Below are 13,080 nucleotides of genomic sequence, written 5' to 3' on the forward strand. Positions count from 1 at the left end.
ATGAGCTTATAATTGTGATGGCACCGACACGTTTGTGCGGATACAGCTGGTCATACCAGTTGGAGGATAAATGGACAGCGCAGGAACCGGCCGTAATCCGCAAGTGGCGGACGTGGTCTGTGAGCGTATCGAACGGTTGATCGTCGATGGGGTACTCAAGACCGGGCAGTTGTTGCCATCGGAGCGGCGCCTGACCGAGAAACTCGGCGTTTCGCGCACGGCCTTGCGCGAAGGGCTGAAGCTGTTGCGTGCCCGCGGCATTATCCGCACGGAGCAGGGCAAGGGCTCATTCGTCGCCGATCTTTCCGGTCACGGTGGCGTTTCACCGCTGATGCACCTGTTCAGCTCGCAGCCACGCACCCTCTATGACCTGTTCGAAGTGCGCAGCCTGCTTGAAGGAGAATCGGCGCGCCTGGCGGCCCTGCGCGGCACCGACGCCGACTTTGTCCTCATCACCCGCAGCTACCAAGCGTTGATCGATGCCCACAGCCGTTCGCTGGAGGCATCCGAACACGCCCGGCTCGATCATGCGTTTCACCTGGCCATCTGCGAGGCCTCGCACAACCCGGTGCTGGTGCAGACCTTGCGCTCGCTGACGGACCTGCTGCTCAACACCGTCTTTGCCTCGGTCAACAACCTTTACCACCGCGAACCGCAGAAACGCCAGATCGACCGCCATCACGCCCGGCTCTACAACGCCGTCACCGGGCGCATGCCGGAGCAGGCGCGCAAGGCGGCCATCGCGCATATCCAGAGCATCTGTGACAACCTCAAGGAAATCGAAGGCGAAGAGCAACGGCTGGTCCGCGCCACATTGCGACTTGAGGGGTGGACCTGATGCAGCACCTGGATCACTTGTCCTTGCACCTGTTCATCCTGGTCTGCGACGAAGGCACGATCGCCCGGGCCAGCGAACGGGCGTGGATGATGCGCTATGACTACGATTTCGCTGCGCTCGCGATCCTCGGGCTGACCTTTAACCTGCATTATGTGAAGGGTGACCAGGTCGACCCGACGACCAGATCCGACTTGCCCGCGATGAGGGCAGCACAGTCAACATCGATGTCGACAGACACACCGCTTTCGCTGCGATGCGGCGATCCGGCAACCCAGCTCCCACAGGGTTTGGTGGTGGGCATCACATTCGTGTACGGCAAAGATCCAATGTGGGAGCGAGCCTGCTCGCGAAGGCGGACTGACATCCGGCATCGATGTCGACTGACACGCCCTCTTCGCGAGCAGGCTCGCTCCCACAGTTTGGATTGCATACGGACCAGAGAGCCAGGCCGGCCGGTAGGCCGCCTCGCGTCGCTGTTGCGGTATACGCCGCCTCGAGAGGCCGAGTGGAGGTTCTGCGCAGTGGGCACCGCGGCAAGGATGCCGCGGTAGCCGCCCCCGGCCATGGATGGCCGATGGCGGCGGGCCCACGGAGCAGGACCGGAGCGAGGGCATGCCGAGCATTAGCGAGGCACCGAACGACAGGGGCAAGAGCCCTTGGTTACTTGGGGCTTTTCCAAGTGACCCGCCGTAAGGGCGGAACCGTCAGCGGCCGTTACCGCAGAAATGGATATGTACCCCAATCCCAATCCCACCCCACCATACCCGGGCATGGCTCAAAGGCCGAGTCGATCACTTCCCGCCAACCACCATGCTGCTGAACGGCTCCACATAAGCCTGCAACGTCACCAGGCCGCCGACCAGGATGGCCAGGATGATCGAATGGAAAAACACATAACGCAAAATTTCCCCTTCATGCCCATACCAGCGCGTAGCGGTCGAGGCCACCACGATCGACTGCGCATCGACCATCTTGCCCATGACCCCGCCGGAACTGTTGGCCGCGGCCATCAACACCGGACTGAGCCCCAACTGCTCGGCGGTCACCCGTTGCAAACCACCGAACAACACGTTGGAAGCCGTATCCGAACCGGTCAAGGCCACACCGAGCCAACCGAGCAGGGTGCCGAACATCGGATAGAAGATACCCGTCGCGGCAAAGGCCAGGCCCATGGTGGCATCCAGCCCCGAGTAGCGCGTGAGAAAGCCGAGGGCGAGCATCGCCACGATCGTGATCAGCGAATAACGCACCAGCCAGATCGTTCGCAGGTAATGGTGAATCAGTTGCGGGATGGAATACCCCATCAGCAACCCGCCGAGGATCGCCGACAACAGGATGCCGCTGCCGGTGGCGGTGAACCAGTTGAACTTGTAGATCGCTTCTTCGGTTTTCGGAGTGGGCACCACCGGTGGCACCTTCTCGATCTGCTGGTGAATGGTGGTGAAGGTCAGCGTCGGGGCGAAAATCGGATTGGCTTCGCGCATCGGCTTGCCTTGCGGATCGAGTTTGGCCGAGTTAGTGACCGGATCGATCGCCGCACGGGTATCGAACATGTTTTTGAAACTCTGGGTGCCCCAGGCGAAGACGAACACCGTGAGCACGATCCAGGGCATCCAGGCCCGCATCACGGCCGAGCGGTTTTCGCTGTTGAAGGTGGCGGTCGCCGTGGGTTCGACTTCGTGCTCATCGTCAATCTTGGAGTTGTCCACCCGTCCTGACAGCGCTGCCGAGGTGTGGATGGTGGACGGTTTCCAGACCTTGATGAAACCGGTCAGGCAGGCCATGGAAATCAGCGCGGCGATCACGTCCACCAGCATCGGTCCGTGATAGTTGGACACCAGGAACTGCGGCACCGCAAAACTGACCCCGGCGACCAGGATGGCCGGCCAGATCTCCAGCATCTTGCGCCAGCCGGCGAACGCCCAGATCAGCCAGAACGGCACGATCACCGAGAAAAACGGCAGTTGCCGACCGACCATCATCGACAGCTCCATCTCATCCAGCCCGGTGACCTTGGCCAGGGTGATGATCGGCGTACCCAGGGCGCCGAATGCCACCGGCGCGGTGTTGGCGATCAACGCCAGGCCCGAGGCCGCCAGCGGCGAGAACCCCAGCCCGATCAGGATCGCCCCGGTCACCGCCACCGGCGTGCCGAACCCGGCAGCCCCTTCGAAGAATGCGCCGAAGCAGAAGGCAATCAGCAGCAACTGCAATCGTCGATCGTCGGTGATGCGTGCCAGCGAATCCTGCAGCACCTTGAACGAGCCGTTCTCGGTCGTCAGTCGATGCAGGAAGATAATATTGAGGACGATCCAGCCGATCGGCAGCAAGCCGTTGGCGGCGCCGTACAGTGCGGCGGAACCGGCCATGTTCGCCGGCATGTCGAAGGCGAAGATCGCAATGATCAAGGCCGAACCCAGCGCCATGAGTGCCGCCAGGTGCGCCTTGACATGGAAAAACGCCAGGGCTGCCAGCATCACGACGACCGGCACTGCCGCCATGATGGTTGAAAACACCGGGTTGCCGAACGGATCGTAGATTTGCTGCCAGACCATGTTCCACCTCTGCTTTTTATTGTTGGGAATGCAGACCCCGAAGGGGCGGTGGCTTGTAGTATAGGTGGCATTACGCCGCTGTCCTGGCCGCCCTGCGAACGGGCTGCACTGAGCTAACATGGCCAATAGGTGAATGCGCTACTCGCACGTCAACGGGAGGAATGCAGCTATGACTGAACGCCATATACAGCACAAGGAAACGCTTTCCAACGGATGCAAGATCGAGGTTAGAGCCGAGATACTGAAGGACGGATCCCTTGGGATGTTTATCGGTGTTTACCGGCCTGACGGTACGGTCATCGATGAAAACCCTGACCCGAAACCGCACATGCTGGATATGGAAGCCGCGATGGACTGGGGCATCGATATCGCCAAGGGCATCGGTAACAGCCAGAGAACGCTGTGAGCCGCGCCTGAATCCACTGGTATCTAATGCCGGGCACCCTGTAGGAGCGAGCTTGCTCGCGAAGGTCTGAAGAACGACGCGTTTATCCAGAAAGAACGCGTTATCGTTAACGTCCATCGCGAGCAAGCTCGCTCCTACAGGGTGCCGCGCATCAGCTTCCAGCCTGCTTGTTCAACGCCGCCTCCGCCGCCGCAATTTCCGCCTGGCGCTTGACGATCACATCGCCCACCGGCGGCCCTTGGAAGCGTCGCGCTTCAAAACCGAACCAGATGATCGCCGTCAGAACCAGGAACCCGATGGTGATGTACAGCGCCCAATCGTTCGGCGGCTGGATGCCGATGACGAAAATGATCACCATCGACAGGATCGAAAGGATGGCGAAGAACGAGTACCAGAAGCGCCCCATGTTCCACGGCCCCATGGTCGGCCACTTCGCGGTGCCATAGGTGAACAGACCGAGGATGATGGGAATGACGAAGGAGAAGAACAGGAAGATCACCGTGCACGACACCACGATGGTATAGACCGGGGTCTCGCCGATCGATATCACCGACGACCCCCAGACGAACAACACCGCCAGCGTCGCCCCGGTCCAGATCGCCGCCACGGGGCTGCGGTGGGTTGGCGAGACTTTGGCCAGGGCTTTGGAGAAGGGCAGGCCACCGTCGCGGGAGAAGGCAAAAATCATCCGTGAGACCGAGGTCACGGTCGCCAGCCCGCAGAGAAACTGCGAGATGAAAATCGCCAGGTACAGCGCGGTCTTGACGGTCGGGTTGACCTGAGTGTCCATGGCCCAGAAGAACACATTCCAGCCCTTGCTCGCCGCTTCGTCCATGCTCGGCAGCATCAGCACGAACGAGCTGAGCATGAGCCAGCCAAACAGAAGCGACCAGACCACTGACATGACCATGCCGACCGGCACCGACATCGCCGCGTTGCGGGTCTCCTCGGAGGTATGCGCGGAGGCGTCATAGCCGGTGATGGTGTAGATCGGCAAGAGCAGGCCGAGCATGAAAATCCAGCCGTTGGAAACCTGTGGCCAGACGCTGCCGCCGGCCTCGCCGGAATAGTTGCCGAAGGTCACCAGCCGGACGAACTCATAACTGGGGGCCGCGATCAGGCAGACGACAGTCAACGCGATCGCGGTCGCGAAGATCAGATAGCCGGAAAAGTCGGTGAGCTTGGCGGTCAGGCCAATGCCAAAGTGGTTACACAGGGCTTGGGTGCCGGTCAGGATCGCCAGGAAAATCACCCGGTTCGTGGTCGAATCTTCCATGCCCAGTGCCGGTCCAAAGGCGCCATAAAAGAAGTAATAGGTGCCGACGTTGATCGCGCCAAGCACGGTGACCAGCCCCAGCAGGTTGAACCAGGCCGTCAGCCAGCCGGTGAAGCGGTTACCGAGAATCGAGCCCCAGTGATACAGGCCGCCGGCGGTGGGGTAGGCCGAGGAAATCTGCGCCATGGCCATGGCGAACACCCCGGAAATCAGGCAGCCGATCGGCCAGCCGATGCCGATCGACGCGCCGCCCGCACCCGAGGTGCCCTGGGCCAGCGAGTTGATGCCCCCCGAGAGGATGCAGATGATCGAAAAGGAAATGGCAAAGTTGGAGAAAACGCCCATTCGTCGCGAGAGCTGCTGGGCATAGCCCATGCTGTGCAGCACTTTGACGTCATCGTCTGGCGGCGTGCTGGTGCCGGGCTGGCTTGCTGGGTTCATTTCGTGTGCCCCTTCAGGTTTTGATACGCATCCATCCGGGTTCTAGTGGCCGGACGGGTTGGCTTTCAACCCCTTGTCGTACTGCTCCTGTGTTCAACCGCTACCACCTGCCCATGCTCCGTGTGCAAGCCTCGACCCTGGGCAGTCAATTGCATTAGAGACGGCCGTGAAAAGCCGCGTCGAAAATGTCGGCCGCGCCGGCCCGGGTCAACGGCAGCGGGTTGCCGCCGGCAGAGGGGTCGACGATTGCCATGTCGGCGATCAGATCGGCCTGTCGATCATCCACCCCAAGCTCGAACAACGTGTGTGGCACGCCGATGTCCTTGCGCAGTTTGAGGATGAAGGCCAGGAAGCTGTCGAAGCCGGGGGAGGGCAACCGCAGCCAGGCCGCCAGGCGGGTGATGCGTTCTTCGATGGCCGGGCGATTGAACTTCAGGACGTAGGGCATCAAGGCGGCATTGGTCATGCCGTGATGGGTGTCGTACAGCGCGCCGATCGGATGCGCGAGGGCGTGCATCCCGCCCAGGCCTTTCTGGAACGCGGTGGCGCCCATCGCCGCTGCCGCGAGCATTTGCCCCCGTGCCTCGAGGTCGGAAGGCATATGCACGGCCCGCACCAGGGCGTTGGCCACCAGGCGCATGCCTTCCACGGCGATGCCATCGGCCATGGGGTGGAAACCCGGGGCGCAGTACGCCTCCAGACAGTGGGAAAACGCATCCATGCCGGTACCGGCGGTGACCTTGGCCGGCATGCCGACGGTCAGGGCCGGGTCGCTGATGACTACGCGCGGCATCATTTTCGGGTGAAAGATGATGCGTTTGGTGTGGCTGCGCTCGTCGATGATCACCGCCGCCCGGCCCACTTCCGAACCGGTACCCGCCGTGGTCGGCACCGCGATCACCGGGGCGATGCGGTCTGCGTCGGCTCGGGTCCAGTAGTCGCCAATGTCTTCGAAGTCCCAGACCGGTCGCGTCTGGCCGCTCATGAAGGCGATGAGCTTGCCCATGTCCAGGCCGCTGCCACCGCCAAAGGCGACCACGCCATCGTGCTGGCCGGCGCGCCAGGCATCCAGCCCGCCCGCCAGGTTGGCTTCGACCGGATTGGGCTTGAGGTCGCAAAACAGCGCAACACCCAGACCGGCGGCGCGCAGTGTGTCCAGCGCGGCGATGGTGATCGGGGCGCGCGCCAGGCCGCTGTCGGTGACCAGCAACGGTCGTTCGATGCCCTGGCTGCGGCAGGTCTCGGCCAGTTCGGCGATGCGGCCGACGCCGAAGCGGATGCTGGTGGGATAGTTCCAGTTCGCGGTCAGGCTCATGGCTCAACTCTCATGGCTCAAGTCTCGTGGCGCAAATGGAAGGACTTCGCGCGGGTCAAATGTTCATAGCCCAGGCGCGACAGCGTGACACCGCGCCCGCTGTTCTTGACCCCGGTCCAGGCCAGGGCCGGGTCGAGGTAATCGCAGCGGTTCATGAAAAGCGTGCCGGTGTCGATCTGGTTGCCCAGGTGTTCGGCGGCAGCGAGGTCCCGGGTCCAGATGGACGCGCTGAGCCCGAACTCACTGTCGTTCATCAAGTCGATGGCTTCATCGTCGCTGGCCACCGGCATGATGCCGACCACCGGCCCGAAGCTTTCCTCACGCATCACCGACATCTGATGGCTGACATCCACCAGTACCTGCGGTGCGAGGTAGGCGCTGCCCGGCACATCCGCAGGAAAGGCCCGTGGATCGATCAGCGCCCGGGCGCCTTGGGTCAGGGCTTCGGCGATCTGTCCACGAACGAAATCAGCGGCGCTCGGCGACACCAGCGGACCCAGCGTGGTGGCTTCGTCCAGCGGATTGCCCAGCACGTACTGGCGAGTCAAGGCGACGAAACGTTCGACAAAGGCCGGGTAGATGTTTTCATTGACATAGATGCGTTCGATCGCGCAGCAGCTCTGTCCGGAATTGAAGAAGCTGCCGTCCACCAGGTTTTCCACCGCGTGCTCGAGGTTGGCGTCGGCCCGGACGTAAGCCGGGTCTTTGCCGCCAAGCTCCAGGCCCACGCCGAGGAAACCTGCGACGGCAGCGTGTTGCACGTTCTTGCCGGCTTCCACTGAACCTGTGAAGTTCACCTGCTGCACGCGTCCGGAGGCAATGATCGCCCCGGTATACACATGACTGAGCAGCAGGTTCTGGAACAGCCCATCGGGCAGATGGGCGCGGCGAAAGGCCTCGGCAAACCGCTCGCCGACCAGCAGCGTTTGTGAAGCGTGTTTGAGGATGACGCTGTTGCCGGCCATCAACGCCGCAATGATGGTATTGACTGCCGTCAGATAGGGGTAATTCCAGGGGGCGATGACCAACACCGTACCCAGCGGCTCGCGTTTTATATAGCGCCGAAAGCCCGCGACGGGCGTCGGCTCAAGCGCTGCCAACGCTTCAGGCGCAATGGCGATCATGTGCCGCGCCCGCTCCTCAAAGCCGCGCAGTTCGCCCGCGCCAAAGCGCACCGGTCGGCCCATCTGCCAGGCCAGTTCCGGCACGATCTCAGCCTGCATGGCCAACATTGCGTCCACTGCGGCGCTGCACAAGGCGGCGCGTTCGCTCAGTGGCCGGCGTTTCCATAACGCCTGGGCCGCTTCGGCAGCCGCCAGGGCCTGGTCGATCTGCGCCGCATCGGCGCAGCGGCGTTCGGCATAGACCCGGCCATCGACCGGTGAGATGAGCTGAATCGTCGAAGTCATGGTGATCTCAATAGCGCTCGAAGCCGCGCTGCAGTTCCCAGTCGGTAATGCGCCGGTCGTACTCTTTCTGTTCCCATTCGGCGGTGTGCACGTAATGGTCGATCACTTCATCGCCGAGCGCCTCGCGCAACATGCTCGACGACTGCAGCGCGGCACAGGCATCGCGCAGGGTCTTGGACACTTCAGGCAGGTGTTCGTCGACGTAGGCATCGCCTTCAAAAGGCGGCACCAGCTCGAGCTTCTCGTCGATACCGGCCAGGCCCGCGGCAATCAACGCGGCGAACGCCAGGTACGGGTTGAGGTCGGCGCCGCCGATGCGACATTCGATGCGGATCGCCTTGCTGTCCTCGGCACACAAGCGAAAGCCCGCGGTACGGTTGTCCCGGCTCCAGACCGCCCGCGTCGGGGCGAAGGTACCGGCCTGGAAACGCTTATAGGAATTGATGTAGGGCGCCAGAAAACAGGTGATGTCGTTGGCGTACTTGAGCTGCCCGGCGACCCAGGCACGCATCAGCTTCGACATGCCGAACTCGGCCTTGGCGTCGAAGAACAGCGACTTCTTGCCGTTCTTGTCCCACAACGAGTTGTGGATGTGGCTGCTGGAACCGGCGGCGTCATAGCGCCACTTGGCCATGAAGGTGATCGCCTTGCCCTGCAGCTGCGCGATCTCTTTGCAGGCGTGCTTGATGATGACGTGGTGGTCAGCCATGGTCAGGGCATCGGCGTAACGGATGTTGATCTCTTCCTGGCCCGGCCCCCATTCACCCTTGGAGTTCTCCACGGGAATGCCCGAGGCCTGCAGATGCTTGCGAATTGCCCGCAGCACCGGTTCCTCGCGGGTGGTCTGCAGGATGTTGTAATCCTCGATGTAATGGCCGGCAGTCTTGGGCTTGTGGTAGTTGCGGTTGTGGATGGCCTCGTAGCTCTCGTCGAACAGATAGAACTCCAGTTCCGAGGCGAACATGCCGGTATAACCGCGCTTGCGCAGGCGCTCGATCTGCTTTTTCAGAATCGCTCGCGGGCTATGCGGCAAGTCCTGGCGGTGGTGATGATCGAGCACATCGCAGAGCACCAGCGCCGTGCATTCAAGCCACGGCACCCGGCGCAAGGTGGCCATGTCCGGCTTGAGCACGAAGTCGCCATAACCTTTGCTCCAGCTGGCGGCGGCATAACCCGGCACCGGCTCCATGTCGATGTCGTCGGCCAACAGGTAATTGCAGCAGTGGGTTTCTTCATGGCCGCTGTCGATGAAAAACTCGACCTGGAAACGCTTGCCGACCAGGCGGCCCTGCATATCGACCATGCACACCAGCACGGTATCAATTTCGCCGGACGCGGCGGCACGCTTGAGTTGGTCAAAACTGAGGAGGGGCTCGGTCATCACGTCAGTCCTGCGTGAAGGGATTTTGGCCTTTCTGAAATAGCTGTTGCAGACGCTCTCCAGAACAAACCAAAACCTGCAGACGCGAGCATCGTGGGCAATGAGCTGTTCTTAGCTTAGCTTAATGATGGCATCTGCAAGTTTCGCTATCGAAGCCGGACAAATCGGGCTGAACAGGCCCGCGAGGAGACAGAGATGGGCAAGAAGAGAGCGCGCAACACCTATCGACAACTGAAAAAGCAGTACCCGGATTTTCTGGACGCGGTGCAGGATTTGGGTAAGGCGGTGCGGCATGCCGGCCCACTGGATGACAAAGTGGTCCAGCTGATCCAGCTTGGCGCCGCGGCGGCCATCCGCTCCGAAGGCGCCGTGCACAGTCATGCCAGGCGGGCACTGGAAGCGGGCGCCACGGCAGAACAGATCCGCCATGCCCTGATCGCGCTGACCAGCACCATCGGTTTCCCCACCGTCGTGGCGGCCATCAGCTGGGCGGAGGATGTGCTCGAGCAATGAACGAGCGCGCTGGCAGACCTGCCGGGACTTCTGACTGATGCCCCAGCGCGTGAGTTGGTGCTCGATCCGAAATTCTTTGGCCGTGATGACGCTAAATAGGTTCATTGCGCGTGGCCAGGGCGACGGCCAGTGCCGTGACGATCAGCCCCAGCGCGACGGCGAAGGTCAAGCGCATGCCGCTGGCAACCGCCTCGGGGTGCGCACTGCTGATCTCGGCCGCCGCCGATGCCAGCGCAAACACCGCGCCCAATGCGCTGGCTCCGGTGATGAGACCGAGATTGCGCGAGAGGTTGAGCAGGCCGGAGATGACGCCCCGTTGCTCCGGTGATACATCGCTCATGACCGCGGTGTTGTTGGCGGTCTGGAACAGTGCGTAGCCGAGGGTGATGAGCACCATGGACGCGAGGTAGCCGCCGATGCCGAGCGCCTGGGGCAACACCGCCAGCGCGAGGCAACCGGCCGCCATCGCAATCAGCCCGGCAAGGGTCATGCGTCGGGCGCCAAAGCGGTCGGCGATACGGCCCGCGGGCACGCCCGTCAACGCCACCACAAATGGCCCGACCGACAACACCAGCCCGACCATAACGGCATCCAGCCCGAGTGTTTGAGAGAGATAGAACGGCCCCACCACCAGCGTCGCCATGATCACGGTCGCCACCAGTGTACTCATGGCGAGGCTGGCGCTGAGCGGCGGATCACGCAACAGCGTCAACTGAATCAAGGGTGAGCCAACCCGGGACTGGGCGAAGAAGAACAGGGCGGCGCCAACGCCCGCCGTCATCAGCAACACCAGGTTCAACGGTCCGAAACTGCCGTGTCCGAGCGTCATGGCCAGGGCGTATGCCCCAAGCGTCAGTGCCAACAGTAGCGTGCCCAGCGAATCGAAACGGGGCCGCCCGGGTCGGGCTTTGTGGTGATCGGCTGGCAAGTAGCGCTGCGCGAGCCACCACGTCAGCAATCCCGGCGGCACGATGATCAGGAACATCGCCTGCCAGCCGAAACCGGCGATCAGCATGCCGCCCAGGGACGGTCCCGTCGCGGTGCCAATCGCCGACATCGTCCCCAGCAACCCCATGGCGCTGCCGGTTTTTTCCTTGGCCACCGTTTCGCCGACGAAGGCCATGGTCAGCGCCATCATGATTGCCGCGCCGAGCCCCTGCAGCGCCCGGGCGCCGATCAGCAACCACAGCGTCGGTGCCAGGGCGCATAGGGCCGAGGCCAGGGTGAACAGGCCGATGCCGCTCAACAGCAGGCGTCGCCGGCCCATGATGTCGCCGAGCCGACCGACGCTGACGATCAGGGTGGTGATCGCGAGCAGATAAGCGAGGACGATCCACTGGACGTGCTGGAACGACGCGTCGAACACCTCGGCCAGGGTCGGCAGGCCGACATTGGCGATGCTGGTGCCCAGCGAAGACAGCAGCATCGACAGCGCCAGGCTGGCCAATGCCCACCGGACTGAAGCAGTGGGCGGTGTGGTTTCTGCTGCGGCAATGGTCGGCTTCATCCCGTTCCTCTTTGCTGGTCACTCCCGAAGTGGAGCTGTCGCAAATGTACGTCCGGGCCTACCATGGCGGAAGACGCAGCAGTTGCAATTAATCAGTGCGTTGAACGCCATGCCAGGGAGCGATAGATGTCCACGCCAGATCTCAACTTGCTAGTCACCCTCGATGTGCTGCTCGCCGAAGGCAGCGTCGCGGGTGCTGCCAAGCGCCTGCGCCTGAGCCCGTCGGCGATGAGCCGGGCGCTGGCAAGGTTGCGGGAAACCATGGGCGATCCACTGCTGGTCAGGGCCGGACGTGGCCTGGTGCCGACGCCTCGGGCACTGGAACTTCGCGAGCGGGTCAGCCAGTTGGTGCAGGACGCAGAGGCAGTGCTGCGGCCGGCCGAGCAGCCGGACCTCACGCAACTCAGCCGCACGTTCACCCTGCGCAGCAGTGAAGGTTTCGTCGAGAATTTCGGCGCGGCGCTCATAGCGCGCATTGCCGGGCAGGCGCCCGGGGTGCGGCTGCGCTTCATGCACAAACCGGACAAGGACAGCGCGTCTTTGCGTGACGGCACGGTCGATCTGGAGACCGGTGTTGTGGGCAAGGCCGCCAGCCCGGAGCTGCGGACACAGGGGTTGTTTCGCGACCGTTTCATCGGCGTCGTGCGAATGGGGCATCCTTTGAGCCAGGGCGAGATGACGCCCGCCCGGTATGCGGCAGGCAGCCACATCAGCGTCTCCAGGCGGGGACTCGAAAAGGGGCCGATCGATGAGGCCCTGACACTGCTTGAGCTTGAACGGCCAATAGTTACCCTGGTTGCAGGGTTTTCCACCGCACTGGCACTGGCCCGCACCACTGACCTGATCGCCAGTGTGCCTGAGCGACATACCGCCAGCCTTCGAGAAGGAATGCACAGCTTTGCGTTGCCCTTCGTTTTGCCGATGTTCACCGTGGCAATGCTGTGGCACCCGCGGCTGGACGCCGATCCCGCCCACAGGTGGTTACGCAGTTGCGTTCATGAAATCTGTACGCAGCAGGCAACAGCAAGTTGACATGCTGTACGTACATTCATTAGTGTTAAATGCGCGTAACGCCTAATTATGATGTTTAGTAGGGTTAGTCATATCGCCAAGCGATTTCGCTATAATAATAGTTTGAACTTATTAGTTGGTGTGAGGTATGCGTCGCCCTCAAAGTGTGAAACTTTCTCTTTTGCAATAAGGTATAAAACATGGCGTATTGCTATCGATAGTGGCGAATAACCAGCAAGGCGTAATAATTGTTGATTGATCGGGTTTGAAGTTTTAAGTTATTGATATTGAAGTATTAATATTGCAATAAATAATGGGGGTGTTCGATACCGGACTTTGCACTGCGGTGCTGACCTTTTCGCGTTCGTCGAATCCAGGTTTCAACTTCGCAATAACAGATGCATTTTCTTCACGTAATGCTAGTGTTG

The 13,080-nt window shown here is 61.9% G+C and carries 11 protein-coding genes; 5 read left to right on the plus strand and 6 right to left on the minus strand.

Features of this window, described 5'->3' with window-relative positions:
- The first annotated feature begins 70 nt into the window (after nucleotides 1-70).
- Complete coding sequence (gene glcC, locus ACA041_RS13145) at nucleotides 71-838, plus strand: transcriptional regulator GlcC (RefSeq protein WP_497441497.1); 768 nt, start codon at nucleotides 71-73, stop codon at nucleotides 836-838.
- Nucleotides 838-1,389 carry an OprD family outer membrane porin gene (locus ACA041_RS13150; protein WP_497441498.1) on the plus strand — a complete coding sequence of 184 codons (552 nt, stop codon included), beginning with the start codon at nucleotides 838-840 and terminating at the stop codon, nucleotides 1,387-1,389. The genes glcC and ACA041_RS13150 overlap by 1 nt, the downstream gene beginning before the upstream one ends.
- A 240-nt stretch (nucleotides 1,390-1,629) precedes the next feature.
- Here the strand turns inward: ACA041_RS13150 and ACA041_RS13155 are convergent, their stop codons facing one another.
- Nucleotides 1,630-3,393 carry an L-lactate permease gene (locus ACA041_RS13155; protein WP_497441499.1) on the minus strand — a complete coding sequence of 588 codons (1,764 nt, stop codon included), beginning with the start codon at nucleotides 3,391-3,393 and terminating at the stop codon, nucleotides 1,630-1,632.
- 169 nt (nucleotides 3,394-3,562) lie between these two features.
- Here ACA041_RS13155 and ACA041_RS13160 point away from each other — a divergent pair, with 169 nt between their 5' ends.
- A complete protein-coding gene (locus ACA041_RS13160; protein WP_497441500.1) occupies nucleotides 3,563-3,799 on the plus strand; it encodes a hypothetical protein in 237 nt (78 codons plus the stop codon).
- A 151-nt stretch (nucleotides 3,800-3,950) separates the two neighbouring features.
- On the opposite strand, the gene ACA041_RS13165 is transcribed toward ACA041_RS13160, so the two are convergent.
- The 4 genes from ACA041_RS13165 to ACA041_RS13180 all read right to left on the minus strand — a co-directional run bounded on the left by ACA041_RS13165 (nucleotide 3,951) and on the right by ACA041_RS13180 (nucleotide 9,621).
- The gene (locus ACA041_RS13165; RefSeq protein ID WP_497441501.1) at nucleotides 3,951-5,516 is read right to left on the minus strand and encodes an amino acid permease; all 1,566 of its coding nucleotides are present in this window, start codon (nucleotides 5,514-5,516) and stop codon (nucleotides 3,951-3,953) included.
- A gap of 154 nt (nucleotides 5,517-5,670) precedes the next feature.
- Nucleotides 5,671-6,831 (minus strand): iron-containing alcohol dehydrogenase, encoded by a 1,161-nt coding sequence (locus ACA041_RS13170; protein ID WP_497441502.1) that lies wholly within the window; start codon nucleotides 6,829-6,831, stop codon nucleotides 5,671-5,673.
- A 17-nt stretch (nucleotides 6,832-6,848) separates the two neighbouring features.
- On the minus strand, nucleotides 6,849-8,240 hold the full coding sequence (locus tag ACA041_RS13175) for an aldehyde dehydrogenase family protein (RefSeq protein ID WP_497441503.1): 1,392 nt from the start codon (nucleotides 8,238-8,240) through the stop codon (nucleotides 6,849-6,851).
- Between the two features lie 7 nt (nucleotides 8,241-8,247).
- The gene (locus ACA041_RS13180; RefSeq protein WP_497441504.1) at nucleotides 8,248-9,621 is read right to left on the minus strand and encodes a glutamine synthetase family protein; all 1,374 of its coding nucleotides are present in this window, start codon (nucleotides 9,619-9,621) and stop codon (nucleotides 8,248-8,250) included.
- A 195-nt stretch (nucleotides 9,622-9,816) separates the two neighbouring features.
- On the opposite strand from ACA041_RS13180, the gene ACA041_RS13185 reads away from it, so the two are divergent.
- Nucleotides 9,817-10,134 carry a carboxymuconolactone decarboxylase family protein gene (locus tag ACA041_RS13185; protein ID WP_497441505.1) on the plus strand — a complete coding sequence of 106 codons (318 nt, stop codon included), beginning with the start codon at nucleotides 9,817-9,819 and terminating at the stop codon, nucleotides 10,132-10,134.
- A gap of 91 nt (nucleotides 10,135-10,225) precedes the next feature.
- On the opposite strand, the gene ACA041_RS13190 is transcribed toward ACA041_RS13185, so the two are convergent.
- Complete coding sequence (locus ACA041_RS13190; RefSeq protein ID WP_497441506.1) at nucleotides 10,226-11,641, minus strand: MFS transporter; 1,416 nt, start codon at nucleotides 11,639-11,641, stop codon at nucleotides 10,226-10,228.
- A 126-nt stretch (nucleotides 11,642-11,767) separates the two neighbouring features.
- Between ACA041_RS13190 and ACA041_RS13195 the strand changes: the two genes are divergently transcribed.
- Complete coding sequence (locus tag ACA041_RS13195) at nucleotides 11,768-12,673, plus strand: LysR family transcriptional regulator (protein ID WP_497441507.1); 906 nt, start codon at nucleotides 11,768-11,770, stop codon at nucleotides 12,671-12,673.
- Nucleotides 12,674-13,080: the final 407 nt, after the last annotated feature.

The sequence above is a fragment of the Pseudomonas sp. LBUM1676 genome, from assembly GCF_059695605.1.

Coding starts and splice junctions, on each gene's coding strand:
- ACA041_RS13175 (WP_497441503.1), bottom strand. CDS start 8,240: ATGACTTCGACGATTCAGCTCATCTCACCGGTCGATGGCCGGGTCTAT.
- ACA041_RS13155 (WP_497441499.1), bottom strand. CDS start 3,393: ATGGTCTGGCAGCAAATCTACGATCCGTTCGGCAACCCGGTGTTTTCA.
- ACA041_RS13170 (WP_497441502.1), bottom strand. CDS start 6,831: ATGAGCCTGACCGCGAACTGGAACTATCCCACCAGCATCCGCTTCGGC.
- ACA041_RS13190 (WP_497441506.1), bottom strand. CDS start 11,641: ATGAAGCCGACCATTGCCGCAGCAGAAACCACACCGCCCACTGCTTCA.
- glcC (WP_497441497.1), top strand. CDS start 71: ATGGACAGCGCAGGAACCGGCCGTAATCCGCAAGTGGCGGACGTGGTC.
- ACA041_RS13160 (WP_497441500.1), top strand. CDS start 3,563: ATGACTGAACGCCATATACAGCACAAGGAAACGCTTTCCAACGGATGC.
- ACA041_RS13165 (WP_497441501.1), bottom strand. CDS start 5,516: ATGAACCCAGCAAGCCAGCCCGGCACCAGCACGCCGCCAGACGATGAC.
- ACA041_RS13185 (WP_497441505.1), top strand. CDS start 9,817: ATGGGCAAGAAGAGAGCGCGCAACACCTATCGACAACTGAAAAAGCAG.
- ACA041_RS13180 (WP_497441504.1), bottom strand. CDS start 9,621: ATGACCGAGCCCCTCCTCAGTTTTGACCAACTCAAGCGTGCCGCCGCG.
- ACA041_RS13195 (WP_497441507.1), top strand. CDS start 11,768: ATGTCCACGCCAGATCTCAACTTGCTAGTCACCCTCGATGTGCTGCTC.
- ACA041_RS13150 (WP_497441498.1), top strand. CDS start 838: ATGCAGCACCTGGATCACTTGTCCTTGCACCTGTTCATCCTGGTCTGC.